We start from the raw sequence: 21,756 nt of genomic DNA on the forward strand, positions 1-21,756 counted from the left end.
ACTGAAAATTATAAGAGAACGACCGGTCATAACGGATTTATGTACTATATTTGCAACAACTTAGAAAAACGTCATGGAAGTACAATCTATGGATAAGGAAGAGGTTGCGAGGGAAAAAGGCATTTACCGCGTAACGATTGTGGGGAGCGTAGTGAACTTCCTGCTGCTTCTGTTCAAGTTCTTTGCGGGCATCATGGGGCATAGTGCCGCCATGCTGGCGGATGCCGTACATTCGTTATCGGACTTTGTTACAGACATCATTGTCATTGTTTTTGTGCGTATCTCTTCCAAGCCGGAAGATGAGGGACACGACTACGGACATGGTAAATACGAGACTTTGGCAACAGCCATTATCGGCATAATATTGCTCGGCGTCGGTTTTGGGATTTTCTGGAATGGCGCTTCATCTATCTATCGGTTTCTTCACGGTGGTTCTTTGCAGGAACCGGGAATGCTGGCACTGATAGCGGCATTGGTGTCCGTTGCCTTTAAGGAAGCGCTTTATCGTTATACGGTGTTTAAGGGGAAGAGGTTGAATTCTCAGGCAGTGGTGGCCAATGCGTGGCATCATCGCAGTGATGCTCTTTCTTCCATAGGAACTGCCATAGGTATCGGCGGGGCTATTCTTTTGGGAAATCATTGGCGGGTGCTCGACCCGATAGCCGCGGTTGTCGTCAGTTTCTTCATCATGAAGGTGGCCGTAAAGTTATTGATTCCTTGCGTAGATGAGTTGCTGGAGAAATCGCTGCCCGCCGATGTGGAAAATGAAATTCAGAAGATTATCCTTTCTTTTCCCGGAGTAAGTTCGCCTCACCATTTGCGCACCCGCCGTATCGGGAATTATTACGCGATAGAGGTGCATGTGCGCATGGATGGAAAAATAACACTGGAAGAAGCACACCGTACGGCAACGGCCATTGAGAATACCTTGAAGGAACAGTTCGGTAAAGGCACTCATGTAGGTATTCATGTAGAGCCGGTGAAATGATGAGGCCGTACAGTAGGGGCGGAATGGTGAAGTAACGGGATACCGGGAGAAAATAATTCATAATTTATAAAATTCATAATTCATAACGTGGAATCGGTTTTAGTAACAGGAGCAAGCGGGTTTATCGGGAGTTTCATCGTGGAAGAGGCGTTGAGGCGGGGATTCGGCGTATGGGCAGGCATCCGTTCGTCCAGCAACCGGGAGTATTTGCAGGACAAGAAGATACATTTTCTTGAACTCGACTTTGCGCATCCCGGTGAGCTTTGTGCGCAACTTTCCGGTCATAAGGAACTGTATGGTAAGTTCGATTACATTATCCACTGTGCCGGAGCTACAAAATGTGTAGATAAGAACGACTTCGAACGTGTGAACTACCGGCAGACCAAATGTTTTGTAGACACGTTGCGGGAGTTGGACATGATTCCCAGGCAGTTTGTCTTTATCAGTACCTTGAGCGTATTCGGTCCGATACGTGAAAAGACCTATACTCCGATTACGGAAAAGGATACCCCTGTGCCCAATACCGCCTATGGCCTTAGCAAACTGAAAGCGGAGAGGTATCTGCAAAGCATACCGGATTTTCCTTATGTCATCTATCGTCCTACGGGTGTGTACGGACCGCGCGAGAAGGATTACTTCCTGATGGCAAAGTCTATCCGTCGGCACACGGACTTCTCCGTGGGTTTCCGCCGGCAGGATTTGACGTTTGTTTACGTCAAGGATATCGTGCAGGCTGTTTTCCTGGGGATAGAGAAACAAATATCCCGCCGCACCTATTTTCTGGCAGACGGCAAGGTGTACCGGAGCCGTGCTTTTTCCGACCTGATACGGAAAGAACTGGGGAATCCGTTTGTAATTCGTCTGAGATGTCCGTTAATTATATTGAAAGTTGTATCTTTGCTCGCCGAATATTGGGCGAAACACCGGAATACCACCAGTACGCTCAATTCGGACAAGTATAGAATAATGAAACAACGCAACTGGCAATGCGATATAACTCCGACTGTCGAGGAATTGGGATACAGTCCCGAATATGACCTGGAACGGGGAGTGAAGGAAACGATTGCCTGGTATAAAGATAAAGGATGGCTTTAGACTTATTCAAGAGAGTAGAAACCCGTAAAGGGCTTTTTGCGGTAGAGAAGATTACGCTGATATATAATCTGCTGACTTCCATACTCATACTGTTTCTTTTCCAAGAAATGGATCATCCGGTGCAGATGCTTGCAGACCGCGCTGTGATTGCAGGCATGACATTTTTGCTGATGTATCTTTACCGGCTTGCGCCCTGCAAGTTTTCGGCTTTCATCCGCATCGTTATCCAGATGTCGTTGCTCTCCTACTGGTATCCCGACACATTCGAGTTCAACCGTATCTTCCCCAACCTGGACCATGTTTTCGCTTCGGTCGAGCAATGGATATTCGGCGGACAGCCTGCTGTATGGTTCTGTCTGCGTTTTCCGCAGATGTGGGTGAGCGAACCGTTCAATATGGGTTATTTCTTCTACTATCCGATGATACTTCTGGTAGTGGTGTGGTATTTTCTCTACCGCTTCGACCTTTTTGAGAAAGTGTCGTTCGTGATAGTCACCGCTTTCTTCATCTACTACCTGATATATATCTTCGTGCCGGTGGCAGGGCCGCAGTTCTATTTTCCGGCTATCGGCGAGGATAACGTGGCGCAGGGGATATTCCCGGCTATCGGCGATTACTTCAACCACAACCAGGAACTGCTGCCCGGTCCGGGATATGAACACGGATTCTTTTATAATCTGGTGGAAAGCTCGCAGCAGGTGGGCGAGCGTCCGACGGCGGCATTCCCCAGTTCGCATGTCGGCATGTCCACCATCCTGATGATTATGGCATGGCGGGGTAGCAGGCGTTTGTTTGCCTGCCTGCTTCCTTTTTATCTGCTGCTGTGCGGGGCTACAGTGTACATACAGGCGCATTACCTGATTGATGCCATTGTGGGCTTTTTCTCTGCCATTGTGCTCTATGTGGTGGCAACGTGGATGTTCAAGCGGTGGTTTGCGCAACCGATGTTCAAATGATGCCAGTCCCTGACTCATTGTCTTTCACTCCCTGACTGAATGAGGTTCGCTCGGCGGATGATTGCCGACCCATAGAAAAGCAGGGCACTCTTTTGGTTGGGGTTGTAAGATAATTTAAGCTATATCAGTTTTTCTATTTCGTTGAAGATACGGTACAGTTCCTCTTTTGTCTCTGCCCGCAACATGGCGATGCGCGTTTCCCGGAAGTTAGGGATACCCTTGAACAGCGGGCTTGCTGCCAAGTGGCGGCGTACGTGCAGGATACCTCTCCGTTCGTCCAGCAGTTTTACGCTGTCTTCCACTTCCTGCCGGAGTACATTCAGTTTCCATTCGGAACTGAGGGGCGGTATCTCTTCACCCGTCTCCAGATAATGTTTCACTTCCTTGAATATCCAAGGGCGGCCGAAGCTGGCGCGGCCTATCATAACGGCGTCCACCCCGTAGCGGTCGAAGCACTCTTTGGCCCTTTGAGGGGTGGTGACGTCACCGTTGCCGATGATGGGGATGTGCATGCGCGGATTGTTTTTGACTTCACCAATCAGTGTCCAGTCTGCTTCACCCGTATACATTTGGGCGCGGGTGCGGCCGTGAATGGTAAGGGCGGCAATGCCGCAGTCCTGCAGTTGCTCTGCCAAGTCTACGATAATCTTGCTGCCGGCATCCCAGCCGAGACGGGTTTTTACGGTCACGGGTATCTTTACGGCATCTGCCACGGCACGGGTTATCTCCAGCATCTTGGGGATATTCTGCAACATTCCCGCACCGGCTCCTTTGCCGGCCACACGTTTTACGGGGCAGCCGAAATTGATGTCCAGTATGTCCGGGCGCGCCTGCTCCACGATACGCGCCGCCTCTACCATAGTGTCCGTATCCTTGCCGTATATCTGTATGGCTACGGGGCGCTCTTCGTCACTGATGTTCAGCTTCTGTTCGGTCTTGCTGACGGAACGTATCAGCGCGTCGCTCGACACAAACTCGGTGTACACCATATCCGCTCCGAAACCTTTGCACATCAGTCGGAAAGCGGGGTCGGTCACATCTTCCATGGGGGCAAGCAATATGGGGTGCTTGCCGAGGTCTATATCTTTAATCTTCATAATCTGACGGGATTTGCCTGCAAAAGTACGGAAAAAGCCTGTTTCATTCGCTATGCAGGAGTGAAATCCTTGAAAGAATATACAGCTTCTTCCTTAAATCTGTATATTTGCACTATTCATTCACTTAACAACAGAAATAATTATGAAAAAGAGTTTGCTTTCAGTCGCATTGTGCGTGATGACACTGCTCATCGGCATTTCCCCTGCTTCTGCACAAGGGCAGAATAAGGAATATCAGGAAACGTTGCATAAAATGCTGTTGCTTTCCGGCGGTCTGGCCACTGTGGATACGATGGTTCCGCAGATAATCGGTATGATGAAGCAGCAGTCCCCCTCTGTATCGGAGGCCACGTGGAACGCAGTAATGGAAAAGGCAAAGCAGTTTTTCAGCGATAATCTGGTGAAGGTGTATGTGCCCATCTATCAGAAACACCTGACATTGGACGACCTGAAGAAGATTGTAGCCTTCTACGAATCTCCGGTGGGCAAGAAGCTGGGAGCGGTTACTCCAGCCATTACAATGGAAGGGATGACGGCAGGCCAACAGCTTGGCATGGAACTTGTGACACTGATTCAACGGGAATTGGATGCGCACGGTAATAAATAATTGCATCATTAAATTTCATATTGGATGAATTCTACTACTTTGAACGATTTTGAAATCATGGCTCCGGTAGGCTCGCGCGAGTCTCTTGCCGCAGCTATCCAGGCGGGTGCGGACTCTATTTACTTCGGTATCGAAAATCTGAATATGCGTGCTCGTTCCGCCAATACCTTTACCATTGACGATTTGCGGGAGATTGCCCAAACCTGCGATGAGCATGGTATGAAAAGTTACCTTACGGTAAATACCATTATCTACGATAACGATATCCCCCTGATGCGAACCATTGTGGATGCGGCAAAAGCGGCAGGTATCTCGGCGGTGATTGCAGCCGATGTGGCTGTGATGAGCTACGCCCGGCAGATAGGACAGGAGGTGCATCTGTCCACGCAACTGAATATTTCGAATGTGGAGGCTTTGCGTTTCTATGCCCAATTTGCCGATGTGGTGGTGCTGGCGCGTGAACTGAATTTGGAGCAGGTGGCGGAAATCTACCGTCATATCTGTGAAGAGAATATCTGCGGACCGAGCGGTGAGCGGATACGTATCGAGATGTTCTGCCACGGCGCTTTGTGCATGGCGGTATCGGGCAAGTGCTATCTTTCGCTGCACGAGATGAACCATTCGGCCAACCGGGGAGCCTGTATGCAGGTATGCCGCCGCTCGTATACGGTGCGCGACAAGGAAACGGATGTGGAACTGGATATAGACAACCAGTACATTATGTCGCCCAAAGACCTGAAAACCATTCATTTCATGAACAAAATGCTGGATGCAGGCGTGCGTGTGTTCAAGATTGAAGGACGCGCCCGCGGTCCCGAGTATGTGCGTACGGTGGTGGAATGTTATAAGGAGGCCATTCGCTCCTATGTGGAAGGCACGTTTACCGACGAAAAGATAGCTGCCTGGGACGAGCGCCTGAAAACCGTGTTTAACCGTGGTTTCTGGGACGGCTATTATCTGGGGCAGCGCTTGGGCGAATGGACCCGGAACTACGGTTCTGCCGCTACCGAACGTAAGATTTATGTCGGCAAGGGTATCCGTTACTTCTCGAATATCGGCGTGGCGGAGTTCTTGGTGGAAGCCGCCGAAATCAATGTCGGCGACAAGCTGCTGATAACGGGACCGACAACGGGAGCCGTATTCACTACATTGGAAGAAGCGCGCGTGGATCTGAAACCCGTGCAGACGGTGAAAAAAGGGCAGCATTTCTCGATGAAAGCGGATAAAATACGTCCCAGCGACAAACTCTACAAACTGGTTTCCGTAGAGGAGCTCAAGCGGTTCAAAGGTTTGGATATCGAGAATAAACGCGGTTAATTATCAAATGGTAAATTGTTAAATTGCAGGTATTATAATGAATTATATTTATGAACTGAAAATGAAGGTCCGCGACTATGAATGCGACCTTCAGGGTATTGTCAACAATGCCAACTACCAGCATTATCTGGAGCATACGCGGCACGAGTTCCTGTTGAGTACGGGTGTCAGCTTTGCCGCACTCCACGAACAGGGGGTAGATCCAGTGGTAGCACGCATCAATATGGCTTTCAAGACACCGTTGAAAAGCGGTGATGAGTTCGTATCAAAGCTGGCAATGAAGAAAGAAGGCATCAAGTATGTGTTCTACCAGGATATTTTCAGGGCAAGTGACAATAAAGTGGCCATCAAGGCAGTGGTTGAAACGGTATGTGTGGTAAACGGACGTTTAAGCGACAGCGAGTTATTCGATAACGTCTTTGCCCCCTACCTCGACCATGAATAATGACGAACGTCTTTGCAGTATAGCTCTTACGCTCTGCCCCGGTATAGGACATATCGGGGCAAAGCGTTTAATAGATGCCATAGGTAGCGCCGTTGACGTTTTCGGGTATCGTAAGGAATTGCCGGAACGTCTGCCCGGCGTGAATTCCTCGATAATTACGGCTCTTGACTGTCCTGCCGCTTTTCTTCGTGCCGAACGTGAAATGGAGTTTGTGGAAAAGAACCGCCTGACTTGTCTTACTTTGCGGGATGAGGCCTATCCTTCCCGTCTGCGGGAATGTGAGGATGCTCCGATTGTCCTGTTTTTCAAGGGAAACACTGATTTTAACCGTTTACATGTTATCAATATGGTAGGTACGCGCCGTGCAACGGAGTACGGCAAACGGTTTTGTGCGGATTTCGTGCACGATTTGTCCGTGCTTCTCCCTGATGCCCTGATAGTGAGCGGCCTCGCCTACGGCATTGATATTCATGCACATCGTGCCGCCCTGGCCGATAATATGTCTACTGTTGCCGTTCTGGCTCACGGTTTGGACCGTATCTATCCTTCTGTACATCGTAAGACGGCTGTCGATATGCTGGTCAACGGCGGTTTGCTTACCGAGTTCTTATCCGAAACTACTCCGGACAGGCATAACTTTGTCAGCCGTAACCGTATTGTGGCAGGTATGTGCGATGCGACGATTGTTGTGGAATCTGCCGCTAAAGGCGGTTCTTTGATTACAGCGGATTTGGCTGACGGCTATCACCGTGATTGCTTTGCCGTGCCCGGGCGGGTGACGGATGCCGCTTCTATCGGCTGCAACCGGTTGATACGGGATAATAAGGCTGCGCTTGTACAGAGTGCCGAAGAGTTCGTAAAAACAATGGGGTGGGCGAATGCAGAGCCTGCTACCAAAGCAGCCGGTATCCAGCGCAATCTGTTTCCGGAACTGACGGATGAGGAGGAGCTGGTGGTGCGTATACTGACTCATCAGGGAGACTTGCATATCAATGCGCTGGTAGTGGAGGCGGACATACCCGTAAACCGTATGAGCGCCTTGCTTTTCGAACTGGAGATGAAAGGGGTGGTAAAGGCATTGGTTGGAGGAGTATATTGCTTATTGGCATAAAAAAAGGAGTACCGCTGTACTCCAACCTTTGTTAACCTTAAATCTAATACTATGAAAAAAATCACGTAACAAATGTATAGCTTCTTCATATATTTCCCAAATATTTACTCTTTTTCTGAATTTCTTTTAGTTTTCTTTTGCGAATATTTACTGTTTTCGTGCACGCTTGGACATCTTGACTTAAATAAAGTGTATATACTGACTATATGATAACTATCGGATAAGCGAGGCTTGCTGTTGGGGCTTTTCGTGGAATATTCCGGTTCTTTGTCTGTATTGGAAGTAGCATAAGTTGCAAAAAACTTCCAATCGTTTCACAGAATCTTCCAAGTTGCTAAATGAGTTGGTTTTTCTGTATCTTCTTTAATTTTAATGGTTTATTTTTGGCTTTGTACAAAGCAAAGTTATGGTGAACCGTATCTATATAGTAACTCTTATAATACTCTTTTTTTTATCAGTGGGAAGAGCATCTGTACGGGCGGACATATTGATGGTTGTAAACAGTGTAATGCTGGACTCGGTTATAAAACCGGACGAATGGAGAGAAGTATATCGGTGGGTACTCGCTGATAAGAATGTGCCGGACAGGAAAGAGGTTTTGATGTTAATCCGGTATCATTATGGGAATTTCGGCAAATTGACGGAACTGTTGTTCTATCTGAACGAAAGCAAGGCCTGTAAATATCTGTTGCAGTTTGTTTTTCCGCGGATAGGCAGCTATACGGTACATTCGAAGGAGTTTCCTATTGCCGGAATACGGATGCCGGAGAAGGCACTGCCGGTAGTATCTGCCGGCAGCGGAGAACTGGTTTCGACCGCGTTCCCTGAGAAAAGAAAAAGGCTGGGACCATCACATAAGGTTATGGTAGCTCTGAAGAATAATATGATATATGATTTGGCGTTGGCTCCGAATGTGGAAGTTGAGTTTTCGACAGGAAAGAGGTGGTCTTTGAATACTGAATATAAATGTCCTTGGTGGTTGAACAGTCGGAACGGCTTTTGTTATCAGCTTCTTTCGGGAGGTGTGGAAGTACGCTGTTGGCTGGGCAACAGAAATCTGTGCAACAGATTGACAGGGTATTTCCTGGGGCTATATACCGAGGGAGGAGTATATGATTTTCAGTTGAAAGAAGAGAGTGGCATTCGCGGTAAGTATTATATGACTTCGGGTCTGTCCTGCGGATATGCACGCAGAATAACCGGGCACCTTGCAATCGAGTGCAGTTTGGGAATAGGTTATTTGACAACGGAATACTGTAAATATACCTCTTATAAAGGGGAATTAGTCCGAACTAATGGAGGACACTTTCATTTTGTGGGTCCTACAAAGGTAGCGGTCTCTTTAGTATGGCATATAACGGCAGGACGATGAATGTGGTGGAAAATATCAGATATAATGTACCGTTGCCTCTGTTCTGTCTGTTGATAATCCTGTCAGGGTGCAATTTCAGGGAGGTGCTGGACGATTATCCTGTCAGTGGCGTACAGATAACGCTGGACTGGACGGGAGTTGCGGAGAATTTGCCGGAGACCGTGCGGGTAATATTTTATCCGAAAGATGCCGAGGGGCGGAAAGTAGACGGCTATTTGCCGGCTGCCGGCGGGGAAATGAAAGTACCGCCCGGCCATTATGCAATGATAGTTTACAACTATAATACGGAATGTGTCTGCATAGAAGGCGATGAGTGCTATGGTACTATCAGGGCATATACGGAACGGTGTATTGGAATGGATGCCGGAGAGGATATGATTTGGTCGCCGGACGATTTCTACGTTGTGGCGTTGGATGATGTGGAAATAGCAAAAAGCGAAGCGGCTATGGTGATGAAACTGAAACCGGAACGGGTAGTAAGCAGTTATTCGTTTGCCGTGAAGGTGGATGGTGTAGAAAATATATCGGCTGTTGTGTGCTGCGTCAGCGGGTTGAATGGCGGTTACTTTCTCGGTAGAAGGCTGTGTACACTTGCGGAAGTGCCCGTTTATGTGGAGAATGATTGTAAAAACGGACTGTTGCGGGGACATTTTTCGCATTTCAGGCTTCCGAAAAGTGCGGATACACGGGTCGATAGTCCGGTAGTGTTGACCATCAGGATTATTAAGGTGGATAAGCAGGTGCAGGAGATTCTGGTTGATATCAAAAAGCTGATAACACCTCCGACCTCCGGTGAGGAAGAAGAAATACAGCCTGCTCCTGATGGGGAAATACATATTGAGGTGCCTGTTCCCGATGGACAGATTACGGTAGAGGTGGATAAGGAAGAAGATGGAAATAGCGGTATCGGAGGTGATATAGGTGATTGGGATGATGAAACGAATGTGGATATAATCGTGTAGAAACAAGATAAGCAATTAATATATTAACTAAAAACAAATGGTTATGAGAAAAATTTTATTGGTGGCTTTAACAGCTGCAGCAATGGTAAGTTGCTCTGAAAATGAAGGGTTTGAGAATGAAAGTACAATGAACCGGATTAAATTCGGAACAGTGGTGAAGACCGGAACAAAGACATTGGTTGCCACTACTGAGAATTTCAGTAAGTTTACTGTAAGCGCTTATAAAACAACAGATGACATGGGGGGAACTGTACAGTTGAATACGGGTTTTATGGATGATATAGAAGTTGATAAATCAAGCGGGGAATGGAAGTATAAGGGCGACTACTACTGGCCTGCCTCCGGTAAATTGCAATTTTTTGCTACCTCACCGGCGCAAACTTTGGATATTACTACCGCTGCCGGTTATCCGAAATTCGAGTATGCGGTGAAGGCGGTTGACAGTCAGGAAGATTTGGTTGCTGCCAACGTAATAAATCAGGTAAAGTCTGAGTCAGCCATTTCTCTTCCTTTCCAGCATCTTCTGACGCAGGTGAACTTTACAATCAAGGGTGATGTTGCCGATTTTATTTACACCGTATCGAAATTGGTGATTAAAGGTGCAAAGGATAAGGCTACTTTTACTTTTGACGGAAGCAGCACCGTAGGGGCTTGGAGTAACCTGGCAGAGTCTGCTTCGGGTGTGACATACGAATACACCGGCACTCCCGTATCCGTTACTCCGACTGCTGCTGAACCTGAAGCTTTTGCAGCATTTGAGACTTCCGGCAATGCCTTGTTTATGCTGATGCCTCAAGACGACCTGACAGGCGTTACTTTGGAGATTACCTATACTGCTGCACCGAAAGATAAATCAAGTGAGTATACCTGGAATGATACTAAGGTCGTTAACCTTACAGGCAGTTGGGGCATGGGCAAGAATATTCGGTATACATTGACGCTGACCAACAATGCTACTCCTATTAAGTTTACTCCGAATGTTGGCATATGGACCAATGAGGACGGAACATTCACCGGGCTATAAGAGTTTGATATAAGAGTCCTGTTGATTTCATAATATTTTGATTCTTCCCCGAAAACGTTTTCAAAGTTTTCGGGGAATATGTTTTTTTGTTGGCTGCTAATGTTTATTTTTGCCAAAGCAAACAAACAAAACATTCTATCCTGTCATGTACGACTCTTCCGCTTGTGAAGCGGTTAACGCCGATTGCCTGAAATGCCCCAAGGCTGTGGACAATCTTATCTTATACGCCTCTCATAGTAGAGGGTTTCACTTTATTATGCCCAAGTGCGATAACAATATCATTATGTTTCTTTTAAAAGGTGAGGCTCTTGTCAACAGTGAAGAATATGCAGGCGTGACGTTGCATGCCGGTGAGTTTATTCTGCAGGCTGTCGGTTCAAAATACGAAGTGCTTGCCATGACCGATGTAGAGTGTGTATGCTATCGTTTTTCCCAGCCGGAATCTTTTTGTGAAGGACGCTTTCAGCATATCGTAAAAGACGTGGTTCCACCTCTTATCTTTTTTCCGTTGAAAATATGCTCTGAACTGAATTTTTTCTTGGAAGCTTCGAAGTCTTATCTGGCTGAGGGGAAGATTTGTAGGGAGCTATTGCAATTTAAGCAGAAAGAACTGGCGTTTATCCTGTGGCGTTACTATTCGGATTATGAGCTTTCCATGCTGGTGCATACGTTATCGAAATACACGGATAGTTTTCAGTATTTCGTACTTAAGAATCATGATAAGGTCAAGACGGTTGAAGAATTTGCCGAATTAGGGGGATATACAGTGACGACTTTCCGCCGTATCTTTACTTCTGTATTCCATCAGCCTGTATACGAGTGGATGCAGGAACGCAGAAAAGAAGGCATTCTTTATGAACTTCGGCATACAAACTTTACAATCTCTGAAATTTGTTATAAATATGGCTTTGAATCTTTATCTCATTTCTCTAATTTCTGCAAGAAGAATTTTGGGTTGTCTCCCCGTAATTTGAGGAAAGAGGTTGAGAAGCCATCTTTATCTGCAGCCCAGGATTCTATGTTTTTGTCTGTTTAACCTGCTTGGGATATCAAGCAGTTTCCATAATTTCTTATCATAAAAAAAAACTCCTCTACCGGTTTTCCCGATAGAAGAGTTCTTGTGATATTAATCAAATGCAGAAAGTACGGTTAGTCTTTCAATTTTGCGGTAATGAAGTCGCGGTTCAAACGTGCGATGTTGCTGATAGAGACATTCTTCGGACATTCGGCCTCACAAGCACGGGTGTTTGTACAGTTACCGAAACCGAGTTCGTCCATTTTGCTCAACATGGCTTTGGCACGGCGCAATGCTTCCGGTTTGCCTTGAGGAAGCAGGTTCAACTGGCTTACCTTAGCAGAAACGAACAACATGGCTGAACCGTTCTTACAAGCGGCTACACAAGCACCGCAACCGATACAGGAAGCGGCATCCATGGCTTCATCGGCGATAGGCTTCGGAATCAGGATAGCGTTGGCATCCTGAGGAGCACCTGTACGTACGCTGACATAACCGCCTGCCTGCATAATCTTGTCGTATGCAGTACGGTCTACCATCAAGTCTTTGATTACCGGGAAGCCGGCAGAACGCCAGGGTTCTACGGTAATGGTGTCGCCGTCGTTGAAGCGGCGCATATAGATTTGGCAGGTAGTGGCTCCTGTTGCAGGACCGTGCGGATGTCCGTTGATGTAAAGAGAACACATACCGCAGATACCTTCGCGGCAGTCATGGTCGAATACAACCGGTTCTTTACCTTCACTGATGAGCTGTTCGTTCAGAATATCCAGCATTTCGAGGAATGAGGTATCGCCCGGAATATCTTTCATTTGGTATGTTTCAAAAGCGCCTTTTGCTTTCGGACCCTTCTGGCGCCATACCTTGAGCGTAAATGATATATTTTTATCCATTTTCTTTAATTCTTTAAATGTTCAACTTCCCGATTAGCTCTTGTAGTTACGAGTCTGTACCTTGATTGCTTCGTATACCAGAGGTTCTTTCAGCAATACCGGTTCTTTTTCGTCTGAACCCTGGTATTCCCAGCAGGCAACGTAGAAGTAGTTTTCGTCATCGCGCTTGGCTTCGCCTTCTTCTGTCTGGTACTCTTCGCGGAAGTGACCGCCGCAGCTTTCGTTACGGTTCAAGGCATCGTATGCTACGAGTTCGCCCATTGTGATGAAGTCGTACAGACGGATAGCCTTGTCGAGTTCGACGTTCATGCCTTCTTTCTCGCCGGGGATGAACAGCTCTTTCTCGAATTCCTTGCGGATTTCCTTCAGTCTCTTCAAGCCTTCTTTCAAGCCCTCTGCAGTACGTCCCATACCTACATATTCCCACATTACGTGGCCCAATTCCTTATGGATAGAGTCTACAGACTTCTTACCCTTGATGTTCATCATCCAGTCGATTTTGTCCTGAATGGCTTTTTCTGCCGCTGCGAACTCAGGCAGGTCGGTAGAGAAGCGGGGAACGGTAATCTGGTCGGCCAGGTAGTTCTGGATAGTATAAGGCAATACGAAGTAACCGTCTGCCAGACCCTGCATCAATGCGGAAGCACCGAGGCGGTTGGCGCCGTGGTCCGAGAAGTTACATTCACCGATGGCGAACAAGCCCTTGATAGAAGTCATCAGTTCGTAGTCTACCCAGATACCACCCATTGTATAGTGGATAGCCGGATAAATCATCATCGGGTTTTCGTACGGGCTGACATCTGTGATTTCTTCGTACATGTCGAAGAGGTTGCCGTAACGCTGTGCAACCACATCTTTGCCCAAACGGTTGATAGCTTCGGAGAAGTCGAGGAATACGGCAAGACCTGTATTGTTCACGCCATAACCCTTGTCGCAACGTTCTTTGGCAGCACGGCTGGCAACGTCACGCGGAACGAGGTTACCGAATGCCGGATAACGGCGCTCCAGGTAGTAGTCGCGGTCTTCTTCGGGAATATCTTTTCCTTGCAGCGTACCTTCCTGCAACTTCTTGGCATCTTCCAGTTTCTTCGGAACCCAGATACGTCCGTCGTTACGCAAAGATTCGGACATCAAAGTCAGTTTGGATTGCTTGTCGCCGTGAACGGGGATACAAGTCGGGTGAATCTGTACGTAAGCGGGGTTGGCAAACCAGGCTCCTTTACGGTAGCAGGCCATGGCAGCGGAACAGTTGCAAGCCATTGCATTGGTAGAGAGGAAGTATGCGTTGCCATAACCGCCGGTAGCGATAACCACAGCGTGAGCGGCAAAACGTTCCAGCTTACCTGTTACGAGATTCTTGGCGATGATACCGCGGGCACGTCCGTCGATGATGACAACGTCTTCCATTTCATAACGCGTGTACAGTTTCACCGTACCCACGTTTACCTGACGGCTCAGTGCGGAGTAAGCTCCCAGCAGCAATTGCTGTCCTGTCTGTCCTTTGGCATAGAATGTACGTGATACCTGTGCACCACCGAATGAACGGTTGTCGAGCAAGCCGCCGTATTCGCGTGCAAAAGGAACACCTTGTGCAACACACTGGTCGATGATGTTATTGGAAACCTCGGCCAGACGGTAAACGTTTGCTTCGCGGGCACGATAGTCACCACCTTTTACCGTATCGTAGAACAGACGGTAAACGGAGTCGCCGTCGTTCTGGTAATTCTTTGCAGCATTGATACCACCTTGCGCAGCGATAGAGTGTGCGCGGCGCGGAGAGTCCTGAATGCAGAAGTTGAACACTCTGAAACCCATTTCACCGAGAGAAGCGGCAGCGGAAGCGCCGGCAAGTCCGGTTCCTACTACGATGATGTCCAAACGGCGTTTGTTGGCAGGGTTTACTAATTTTTGGTGAGCTTTATAGTTGGTCCATTTCTCAGCCACCGGTCCTTCCGGTATTTTAGAATCTATCTTAGTCATAATGCTATTACAATTTAATCATTTACAATAATTTATCAGCAAGCGCCGCTGCACATCAGTGATTTGATGAAGAATACGACAACTACCAGAGCGAAGCATACAACAACGATAGTGGAGTAGATGTTGGAGATACATTTCCAACGGTTGATCCATACTTTGTTGTTCCAGCCCAAAGACTGCATGGAGCTCCAGAAACCGTGAGTCAGGTGGAACCACAATGCACCCAGCCAAATGAGGTAAAGCACTACGAATACCGGGTTGGAGAAGGTGTTCTGAATGTGATAGACACCGTTGGCAGCGTAAGCCAGCGTGAGCATGTCGGCATGTGCGCCCATGTTGTGCATCAGTTCGGGGAGCTGCATCTTTGCCCAGAAGTTAACCAGGTGCAGGCCGAGACCTACGATTACCACGATACCCAGTACGAGCATGTTTTGAGAGGCCCATTCCACGGTTTTAGGCTTGTCTACTACTGCATAACGCTCGTTACCGCGCGCTTTGCGGTTTTGCATCGTCAGCCAGAAAGCGTAGATGATGTGGATGATGAACAAGGCAGCCAGACCTACGGTAGCTACCAGCGCGTACCAGTTTGCTCCCAAGAACTCACAAACCATGTTATAGCCATTGGCCGAAACCAATGCAACAAGGTTCATCGCCATGTGAAATGTCAGAAACAGGATAAGGGCGATACCGGTAACACTCATCACCACTTTCCTTCCTACAGATGAATTACTTAACCACATAAATGATTGAATTTAAATTATTTAATAGTTAGAAAATATATTCTTAAAAGCTCGTCAGACTAATATCCTGCAAAAATAGAGGAAATACCTTGATTAAACAAGGAATTAAAGAAATTATTCCGTAATGAGCGGGTAGCAAGATTGCCGGGCGAATCAGCGGTGTCATTCGTCCTCTTGTTCCTTGTTATGTTCTTTACAGATAATAGTTATGTTTTCGCCGTTGGCAGTACGTTTGCGCAGAGAGCGCGGGGTGTCGCCGAAAGAGTCTTTGCAGAAATGGGCAAAGTGTGATAATGAATCGAATCCGTATCGGGTGCTGATTGTGGAGATGCGTTGCTTGGTGTGTTGCAGGTCGTTTAAAATGCCCTCGCGTTTTTTGTCCAGAATCCATTCGTATACAGGTACGCCATACATATTCTTGAATAATCGGCGGAAAGTGGTTGTGGTATATCCGCCAAGGTGGGCAAACTCTTCTACGTTTTTCACTTTATCGTAGTTCTGCATGACGAAATAGTGGAAACTTTCTGTATATGTACTGATTGGATAGAAGAAAGTGGAGACTTGCTGGATCGGGTAGTAGCAAGTCAGGATATAAATTATCTCCTGGCATTTAACGTCAAGATACCTGCTGCACGTGTTCGGCTGCTCCCTGAAATATTCCGTTAAATCTCCGAATAATCTTTCCAGCTTAGGAATGATGGGCAAAGGAGTATAGGTCAGAGGGGCATAAGCCCTTTCAAGTATGTCTTTGTAGCGTTCTTCACAGAGGAGAGGAAGTTCGGTGAATCGGTAGGTAAAATATTCAACATCGGTTAGCGCCAGCAATTCTACTTTGGAGCCGATAGCTTGCAAGATACATTGGCGGGCCTGCAGAGTAGTACCGGGATATTCCTCGCTATTGACAAGCAACTCGCCTTTCAATATAAATATTATACAATTTTGTGTACACTTTTCGGCAGGGAAATGCTGTCCTTTAGGATATTGGCTATATATCAATACTCCTTGGGATGTTTTAGGACATAGCGCACAATCAATTTGCCGAGAGCAACAACTATTTAATGCCATGAATAGATATGTGAATTGTATTAATATGTAAATTGTGGCAACAAAGATAAGATAATTTTGCGAATACTCTAAGGATTTCGGCTATCTTTGCGCCAAACTAATAGATAGGTTTTATGAGAAGAACCATTTTTTTTGTATTTTTTATTTCCTTTGTTGTATCAAATCTCTTTGCACAGAATTGGGATATTAATACCTTACATCGGGTTAATGGCTGGGATAATAAATTTGTCCGTAATTACAATAAATTTATTTCCCGTTCGGAGCCTTATGTGGCCATTGGTGTCCCGGTAGCTATGGCTTTGACGGCATGGGCTAAAAAGGACAAGGACTTGTTGAAGGATGCCGTATATGTCGGAACAAGTGTGGCGGGTGCTTTTGTGGTGGCGTATGGTATGAAATATCTTGTCGACCGCGAACGTCCGTATGAACGCTATCCGGATAGGGTACATCCGTATAGCCATGAGAGCAGTCCTTCATTTCCCTCCGGGCATACCGCATCGGCTTTCGCACTTGCCACTTCTCTGTGCATAAAATATCCTAAATGGTACGTAATAGCTCCTTCTGCCTTGTGGGCTTGTTCCGTCGGAGTGTCCCGTATGAATGAGGGTGTACATTATCCCTCGGATGTACTGGCAGGTGCGGCTATCGGTGCAGGCTGTGCGATTGTGAATATCTATGTAAACCGCTGGCTGAACCGCTGGTTGTTTGGAAAGTGATAAGGTTATAACCTTACCACTTTTTCATACGCTCCTTCATTTAGAACTTTCAGGGCTTGTATTACGCTGCTGTCCGTAGTATTCATTATCTGGAAGTATTCATTCATATCCCACAGGTCGCGGGCTATTAACGCTTTTAGTTGCGTCTTGATGAGCGGCAGGGACTTCCGGTATTGCTTCTCGTCGAACTTAATCTTTTCTTGTTCCGCAAGAGTCTGCATGTTTGCTAATATCTCATCGCTGATTTCGAACTTATCGTTGAACGTTTCGAATTTCTTATATTTGCTTTGCAACTCTTTCCGATGGCTTTCTATAAATTTCATAGTTGTCTTGATAACGACACCTTTAGCAACGATATTCCGATGATAGTCTGTGTATTGGGTGGTATCTATCGGCACGAAGAAGTCGGGCATGATACCGCCACCGCCATAAACGGTGCGCGCTAATTTTTTTGTCTGGTACTTCAGGGAATCGGGGAAATGTATGCTGTCGGCATGCATTAATTCGCCATGATTAAAGCGGTCTATCAATTCCTGGTTGTATTTTTCCAGATTATTTTCCCCGCTAAGCGTACCGTCCGGGTTGGCGGTCTTGTCATAAGGCTTCTGTATGCAACGGCCGGAAGGAGTATAGTAGCGGGCAATGGTCAGGCGTATCATAGAGCCGTCCGGCAGGTCGATAGGTCGTTGCACCAATCCTTTGCCGAAAGTGCGCCGGCCTACGACTACACCTCTGTCCCAATCCTGAATGGCTCCGGTTACGATTTCACTGGCGGATGCGGAATATTCATCCACCAGAACGACGAGACGGCCGTCTTTAAACTTTCCGTTTCCTTTGGCATGGAAATTACTGCGGCGTGCGGCTCTGCCCTCCGTATAAACAATAAGGTCCTTTTGTTGCAGGAATTCATTGGCGAGGTCGATAGCGGCGTTCAGATAGCCACCGCCATTTCCTTGCAGGTCGAGTATCAGGTCTTTCATTCCTTTTTTCTGCAACTCCTTTAATGCTTTAAGAAACTCTTCGGCAGTGGTTGCCCCAAAGCGGTTGATGCGGATATAACCTGTCCGGGGCTGTATCATATATGCGGCATCCAGACTGAGAATAGGTATTTTATCCCGTTTTACAGTGAAGAATAAGGGGTCATTCACTCCGCGGCGCACGATTGTCAGTTTGACTTCCGAGCCTTTCTCTCCGCGTAACCGGCTCATGATGTCTTCCGTGCTCATTTTAACTCCGGCAATGGCGGAGTCGTTAACGGCTATGATGCGGTCGCCGGCAAGAATGCCCACTTTCTCCGAGGGACCGTTGCTGACGGGCTGTACTACAAGCAGTGTATCTTCTATCATTTGGAACTGTACGCCGATACCTTCGAAGTTGCCTTGCAGGGGTTCGTTCATTTTCTTTACTTCTTCGGCATTGTTGTAGGTAGAGTGCGGATCAAGTTGCGCCAGCATCTTGATAATGGCCTCTTCCACCAGTCTGTTCTCATCCACGGAGTCCACGTAGAGGTTGGCTATGGCAAACTCTGCCATTTGCAACTTGCGGAGGGCTTCATTGCCCATTTTCTGAGCCTGCGCCGTTACGGCACATATACATACTATAATAGCAAAAATCTTCTTCATTATTCTTGTCACTAACTACCAATCATTTCATCTCATCACTCATTTCCATTCCTTCGGGAAGGAACATGCTTATATCCTTTCCGAATTGCAGCAGTTCGCGTACGGTAGTGGAGCTTACGCAGGTCAGTTCCGGTTCCGTAAAGAGCAGAATGGTTTCAATTCCTGTCAGCTTGCGGTTTATATCGGCAATCGTTTCCTCGTACTCGAAATCCTTTACCGTGCGTATGCCGCGTATAATCAGACTGGCATCCACTTCTTTGGCGAAGTCAATGGTCAGACAGTCGTATGACTGTACCTTGATGCGCGGCTCGTCCCGGTAGTAATCCCGTATCATCTTTTCGCGCTTTTCAATAGGGAAATGCGTATTCTTATTCTCGTTGATACCTATTCCTATGACGATTTCGTCAATGAAAGTCAGCGCACGGCGCACTACCGAAGCATGGCCGATAGTGAACGGGTCGAATGTGCCCGGAAAGATTGCTCTTCTCATGATGCTAAATCTTCTTCTATAACCAGATTATCGATGATAAAGTTTTGCCGTTCCATGGTGTTTTTACCCATGTAGAACTCCAATAACTCTTTTACTAAGTCTGTTTTGCGTAAGGATACCTGTTCCAGACGCATGTCTTTGCCGATGAAATGTCTGAATTCATCCGGTGAAATCTCTCCCAGGCCCTTGAACCGAGTGATTTCCGGATTCGGACCTAATTCCTCAATTGCTTTCACCCGTTCGTCCTCTGTGTAGCAATAGCTTGTTTTCTTCTTGTTGCGCACACGGAACAAGGGAGTCTGCAAGATGTATACATGCCCTTTCTTTATCAGATCGGGGAAGAACTGCAGGAAGAACGTGATGATAAGTAGACGGATGTGCATGCCGTCCACATCGGCATCGGTGGCAACAATCACTTTGTTATAGCGGAGCCCTTCGATACCGTCTTCGATGTTCAGCGCCGCCTGAAGTAAATTAAACTCTTCATTTTCATAGACTACTTTCTTTGTCAGGCCGTAGGAATTGAGGGGCTTACCGCGTAGGCTGAATACTGCTTGCGTATTTACATCGCGGCTCTTGGTGATGGAGCCGCTGGCGGAATCACCCTCGGTAATGAAGATACACGATTCCGCTTCCTGGTCTTTGCCTTTACCGTCGCTCAGGTGGAAGCGGCAATCGCGTAACTTGCGGTTATGCAAATTAGCCTTTTTAGCCCGTTCGCGGGCCAGCTTGGTAACCCCGGCAATAGCCTTGCGCTCTTTCTCGGAGTCCTGTATCTTTTGCAGCATGACTTCGGACACTAACGGATTCTTGTGCAGGTAGTTGTCCACTTCCGTCTTGATGAAGTCGCCTACATATTTGTTTACGGTAGGGCCTTCGGGCCACATATTGTTAGAGCCTAACTTGGTCTTGGTCTGACTTTCGAACATCGGTTCTTCCACATCAATGGCAATGGCGGCTACCAGTCCGTTGCGGATGTCGGCATAATCCTGGTTCTTGTTATAGAACTCCTTGATGGTGCGGGCTATATGTTCCTTTAAGGCAGTCTGGTGCGTACCGCCCTGTGTGGTGTGCTGTCCGTTTACGAAAGAATAATATTCCTCTCCATACTGGTTGGTATGCGTAAAGGCTATTTCGATGTCTTCTCCTTTCAGGTGGACGATGTCATAAAGCCCCTCGCTGGTCATGTTGTCTTTCAGAAGGTCTTCCAGACCGTGGCGGGAGATAATCCGTTGCCCGTTGTAGATGAAAGTCAGCCCCGTATTGAGATAAGTATAGTTGCGTAGCAGTGTCTCTACAAACTGGTTCTGGAAGGAGTAATTGGTAAAGAGGGTGTTATCGGGTTCAAAGAAGATATACGTACCGTTTTCTTCCGTACTGTCCTCTGTCAGGTCGCTTTGCAGTACGCCTTTCTCGAAAATAGCCGTGCGTACTTTGCCGTCGCGGTAACTGCGTACCTCGAAACGGCTGCTGAGTGCATTGACCGCCTTGATGCCGACGCCGTTCAGACCAACGCTCTTTTTGAATGCCTTGCTGTCGTATTTACCGCCGGTATTCAGTTTGCTGACTGCCTCTACCAGCTTTCCTTGCGGAATGCCTCGTCCGTAGTCGCGTACGCTTACGCGGAGGTTTTCTTCTATGTTGACTTCGATACGTTTGCCGGCACCCATCTTGAATTCATCGATACTGTTGTCCATTACCTCTTTCAGCAATACATAGATACCGTCATCATTTTGCGAACCGTCGCCAAGACGGCCTATGTACATGCCCGAACGGACACGGATATGCTCCATGTCGTCCAAATGGCGAATGTTATCTTCATTGTATTCAACCTCACTACTGCCGGTATTTGTACCGGTTGTCTTTTCCTCATAACCGGCAGAACCTTCCAACGGCAACATCATATTATTATCTTCCATAGAAAACATCTTGTATTGTAAGCACTGATATTTCGCAAAGTTAATAAGAAAATCAATATAAAACACCCTATGTAAACAAATATATGCCCTGAAACTTTTTTCAGTTTACCGGATGTTTAATAGGAAAAAGCACGGTTGAAAAGGTTGTTAGGCTATAGGAAAAACCTCGTTTTCCAACTGCGGGCTCCACGGTTGCCAATTGCGGGCTCTTCATCCCGCATATGCAAACCGGACAGCCCGCAGTTGAAAAACGAAGAAAAGGTATAGGCAAAAGCAAGTTATCCTTGATAGATTGGTATATTTATAATGGGGAAAACGGATGTTTATCAATGGGGAAATGGTGTG

At 47.1% G+C, this 21,756-nt stretch carries 20 protein-coding genes; 12 read left to right on the plus strand and 8 right to left on the minus strand.

Going from position 1 to position 21,756, the window contains the following annotated elements:
- Positions 1-73 precede the first annotated feature (73 nt).
- The 3 genes from H8S52_RS11035 (at position 74) to H8S52_RS11045 (ending at position 3,039) form a co-directional block, all read left to right on the plus strand.
- Positions 74-988, plus strand: a complete 915-nt coding sequence (locus tag H8S52_RS11035; RefSeq protein ID WP_005655632.1) for a cation diffusion facilitator family transporter — start codon at positions 74-76, stop codon at positions 986-988.
- An 87-nt stretch (positions 989-1,075) separates the two neighbouring features.
- A complete protein-coding gene (locus H8S52_RS11040) occupies positions 1,076-2,083 on the plus strand; it encodes an NAD(P)-dependent oxidoreductase (protein WP_117941560.1) in 1,008 nt (335 codons plus the stop codon).
- Positions 2,074-3,039, plus strand: a complete 966-nt coding sequence (locus H8S52_RS11045) for a phosphatase PAP2 family protein (RefSeq protein ID WP_117941559.1) — start codon at positions 2,074-2,076, stop codon at positions 3,037-3,039. The genes H8S52_RS11040 and H8S52_RS11045 overlap by 10 nt, the downstream gene beginning before the upstream one ends.
- 119 nt (positions 3,040-3,158) lie before the next feature.
- On the opposite strand, the gene dusB is transcribed toward H8S52_RS11045, so the two are convergent.
- Complete coding sequence (gene dusB / locus H8S52_RS11050) at positions 3,159-4,136, minus strand: tRNA dihydrouridine synthase DusB (protein WP_005655626.1); 978 nt, start codon at positions 4,134-4,136, stop codon at positions 3,159-3,161.
- 142 nt (positions 4,137-4,278) lie between these two features.
- Between dusB and H8S52_RS11055 the strand changes: the two genes are divergently transcribed.
- The 8 genes from H8S52_RS11055 to H8S52_RS11090 all read left to right on the plus strand — a co-directional run bounded on the left by H8S52_RS11055 (position 4,279) and on the right by H8S52_RS11090 (position 12,010).
- A complete protein-coding gene (locus H8S52_RS11055) occupies positions 4,279-4,743 on the plus strand; it encodes a DUF2059 domain-containing protein (protein WP_117856766.1) in 465 nt (154 codons plus the stop codon).
- Positions 4,744-4,767: 24 nt separating this feature from the next.
- A complete protein-coding gene (locus tag H8S52_RS11060; protein WP_022104263.1) occupies positions 4,768-6,060 on the plus strand; it encodes a peptidase U32 family protein in 1,293 nt (430 codons plus the stop codon).
- Between the two features lie 37 nt (positions 6,061-6,097).
- A complete protein-coding gene (locus tag H8S52_RS11065) occupies positions 6,098-6,505 on the plus strand; it encodes a thioesterase family protein (RefSeq protein WP_005655620.1) in 408 nt (135 codons plus the stop codon).
- A complete protein-coding gene (gene dprA / locus H8S52_RS11070; protein ID WP_118086468.1) occupies positions 6,498-7,616 on the plus strand; it encodes a DNA-processing protein DprA in 1,119 nt (372 codons plus the stop codon). Before H8S52_RS11065 ends, dprA begins: the two co-directional genes overlap by 8 nt.
- Positions 7,617-8,022: 406 nt before the next feature.
- Complete coding sequence (locus tag H8S52_RS11075; protein WP_117941556.1) at positions 8,023-8,988, plus strand: DUF3575 domain-containing protein; 966 nt, start codon at positions 8,023-8,025, stop codon at positions 8,986-8,988.
- Positions 8,985-9,950, plus strand: coding sequence for a DUF5119 domain-containing protein (locus tag H8S52_RS11080; RefSeq protein WP_016660910.1), 966 nt, complete (start codon positions 8,985-8,987; stop codon positions 9,948-9,950). The genes H8S52_RS11075 and H8S52_RS11080 overlap by 4 nt, the downstream gene beginning before the upstream one ends.
- Positions 9,951-9,993: 43 nt before the next feature.
- On the plus strand, positions 9,994-10,974 hold the full coding sequence (locus H8S52_RS11085; RefSeq protein WP_022104268.1) for a fimbrillin family protein: 981 nt from the start codon (positions 9,994-9,996) through the stop codon (positions 10,972-10,974).
- Positions 10,975-11,119: 145 nt separating this feature from the next.
- Positions 11,120-12,010 carry a helix-turn-helix transcriptional regulator gene (locus H8S52_RS11090; RefSeq protein WP_117907077.1) on the plus strand — a complete coding sequence of 297 codons (891 nt, stop codon included), beginning with the start codon at positions 11,120-11,122 and terminating at the stop codon, positions 12,008-12,010.
- Positions 12,011-12,123: 113 nt separating this feature from the next.
- Here H8S52_RS11090 and H8S52_RS11095 read toward each other — a convergent pair whose 3' ends face one another.
- The 4 genes from H8S52_RS11095 to H8S52_RS11110 all read right to left on the minus strand — a co-directional run bounded on the left by H8S52_RS11095 (position 12,124) and on the right by H8S52_RS11110 (position 16,664).
- Complete coding sequence (locus H8S52_RS11095) at positions 12,124-12,879, minus strand: succinate dehydrogenase/fumarate reductase iron-sulfur subunit (protein WP_005655609.1); 756 nt, start codon at positions 12,877-12,879, stop codon at positions 12,124-12,126.
- A 33-nt stretch (positions 12,880-12,912) separates the two neighbouring features.
- A complete protein-coding gene (locus H8S52_RS11100; RefSeq protein WP_022103336.1) occupies positions 12,913-14,859 on the minus strand; it encodes a fumarate reductase/succinate dehydrogenase flavoprotein subunit in 1,947 nt (648 codons plus the stop codon).
- 35 nt (positions 14,860-14,894) lie between these two features.
- Entirely contained in the window at positions 14,895-15,599 is a 705-nt protein-coding gene (locus H8S52_RS11105) for a succinate dehydrogenase/fumarate reductase cytochrome b subunit (RefSeq protein ID WP_005655606.1), read from the minus strand.
- A gap of 162 nt (positions 15,600-15,761) precedes the next feature.
- Positions 15,762-16,664: an AraC family transcriptional regulator gene (locus H8S52_RS11110; RefSeq protein ID WP_181978813.1), complete on the minus strand. Its 903-nt coding sequence runs from the start codon at positions 16,662-16,664 to the stop codon at positions 15,762-15,764.
- A gap of 113 nt (positions 16,665-16,777) precedes the next feature.
- Between H8S52_RS11110 and H8S52_RS11115 the strand changes: the two genes are divergently transcribed.
- Positions 16,778-17,380: a phosphatase PAP2 family protein gene (locus H8S52_RS11115; protein WP_022103335.1), complete on the plus strand. Its 603-nt coding sequence runs from the start codon at positions 16,778-16,780 to the stop codon at positions 17,378-17,380.
- Positions 17,381-17,385: 5 nt separating this feature from the next.
- Here H8S52_RS11115 and H8S52_RS11120 read toward each other — a convergent pair whose 3' ends face one another.
- From H8S52_RS11120 to H8S52_RS11130, 3 genes are read right to left on the minus strand one after another with little or no spacing between them, the layout of a single operon-like run.
- Positions 17,386-19,002, minus strand: coding sequence for a S41 family peptidase (locus tag H8S52_RS11120; RefSeq protein ID WP_186909827.1), 1,617 nt, complete (start codon positions 19,000-19,002; stop codon positions 17,386-17,388).
- A 22-nt stretch (positions 19,003-19,024) separates the two neighbouring features.
- Positions 19,025-19,492: a pantetheine-phosphate adenylyltransferase gene (coaD, locus tag H8S52_RS11125; RefSeq protein WP_005655597.1), complete on the minus strand. Its 468-nt coding sequence runs from the start codon at positions 19,490-19,492 to the stop codon at positions 19,025-19,027.
- Entirely contained in the window at positions 19,489-21,393 is a 1,905-nt protein-coding gene (locus H8S52_RS11130; RefSeq protein WP_016660905.1) for a DNA topoisomerase IV subunit B, read from the minus strand. The genes coaD and H8S52_RS11130 overlap by 4 nt, the downstream gene beginning before the upstream one ends.
- Positions 21,394-21,756 lie beyond the last annotated feature (363 nt).

The sequence above is a fragment of the Bacteroides sp. NSJ-48 genome (assembly GCF_014287405.1).
GTDB lineage: Bacteria > Bacteroidota > Bacteroidia > Bacteroidales > Bacteroidaceae > Bacteroides > Bacteroides stercoris.

What these genes read in the sequence shown, in the direction of transcription:
- H8S52_RS11035 (WP_005655632.1), top strand. Translation starts at nt 74, where the DNA reads ATGGAAGTACAATCTATGGATAAGGAAGAGGTTGCGAGGGAAAAAGGC.
- H8S52_RS11045 (WP_117941559.1), top strand. Translation starts at nt 2,074, where the DNA reads ATGGCTTTAGACTTATTCAAGAGAGTAGAAACCCGTAAAGGGCTTTTT.
- dusB (WP_005655626.1), bottom strand. Translation starts at nt 4,136, where the DNA reads ATGAAGATTAAAGATATAGACCTCGGCAAGCACCCCATATTGCTTGCC.
- H8S52_RS11055 (WP_117856766.1), top strand. Translation starts at nt 4,279, where the DNA reads ATGAAAAAGAGTTTGCTTTCAGTCGCATTGTGCGTGATGACACTGCTC.
- H8S52_RS11060 (WP_022104263.1), top strand. Translation starts at nt 4,768, where the DNA reads ATGAATTCTACTACTTTGAACGATTTTGAAATCATGGCTCCGGTAGGC.
- H8S52_RS11065 (WP_005655620.1), top strand. Translation starts at nt 6,098, where the DNA reads ATGAATTATATTTATGAACTGAAAATGAAGGTCCGCGACTATGAATGC.
- dprA (WP_118086468.1), top strand. Translation starts at nt 6,498, where the DNA reads ATGAATAATGACGAACGTCTTTGCAGTATAGCTCTTACGCTCTGCCCC.
- H8S52_RS11075 (WP_117941556.1), top strand. Translation starts at nt 8,023, where the DNA reads ATGGTGAACCGTATCTATATAGTAACTCTTATAATACTCTTTTTTTTA.
- H8S52_RS11080 (WP_016660910.1), top strand. Translation starts at nt 8,985, where the DNA reads ATGAATGTGGTGGAAAATATCAGATATAATGTACCGTTGCCTCTGTTC.
- H8S52_RS11085 (WP_022104268.1), top strand. Translation starts at nt 9,994, where the DNA reads ATGAGAAAAATTTTATTGGTGGCTTTAACAGCTGCAGCAATGGTAAGT.
- H8S52_RS11090 (WP_117907077.1), top strand. Translation starts at nt 11,120, where the DNA reads ATGTACGACTCTTCCGCTTGTGAAGCGGTTAACGCCGATTGCCTGAAA.
- H8S52_RS11095 (WP_005655609.1), bottom strand. Translation starts at nt 12,879, where the DNA reads ATGGATAAAAATATATCATTTACGCTCAAGGTATGGCGCCAGAAGGGT.
- H8S52_RS11100 (WP_022103336.1), bottom strand. Translation starts at nt 14,859, where the DNA reads ATGACTAAGATAGATTCTAAAATACCGGAAGGACCGGTGGCTGAGAAA.
- H8S52_RS11105 (WP_005655606.1), bottom strand. Translation starts at nt 15,599, where the DNA reads ATGTGGTTAAGTAATTCATCTGTAGGAAGGAAAGTGGTGATGAGTGTT.
- H8S52_RS11110 (WP_181978813.1), bottom strand. Translation starts at nt 16,664, where the DNA reads ATGGCATTAAATAGTTGTTGCTCTCGGCAAATTGATTGTGCGCTATGT.
- H8S52_RS11115 (WP_022103335.1), top strand. Translation starts at nt 16,778, where the DNA reads ATGAGAAGAACCATTTTTTTTGTATTTTTTATTTCCTTTGTTGTATCA.
- H8S52_RS11120 (WP_186909827.1), bottom strand. Translation starts at nt 19,002, where the DNA reads ATGAAGAAGATTTTTGCTATTATAGTATGTATATGTGCCGTAACGGCG.
- coaD (WP_005655597.1), bottom strand. Translation starts at nt 19,492, where the DNA reads ATGAGAAGAGCAATCTTTCCGGGCACATTCGACCCGTTCACTATCGGC.
- H8S52_RS11130 (WP_016660905.1), bottom strand. Translation starts at nt 21,393, where the DNA reads ATGTTGCCGTTGGAAGGTTCTGCCGGTTATGAGGAAAAGACAACCGGT.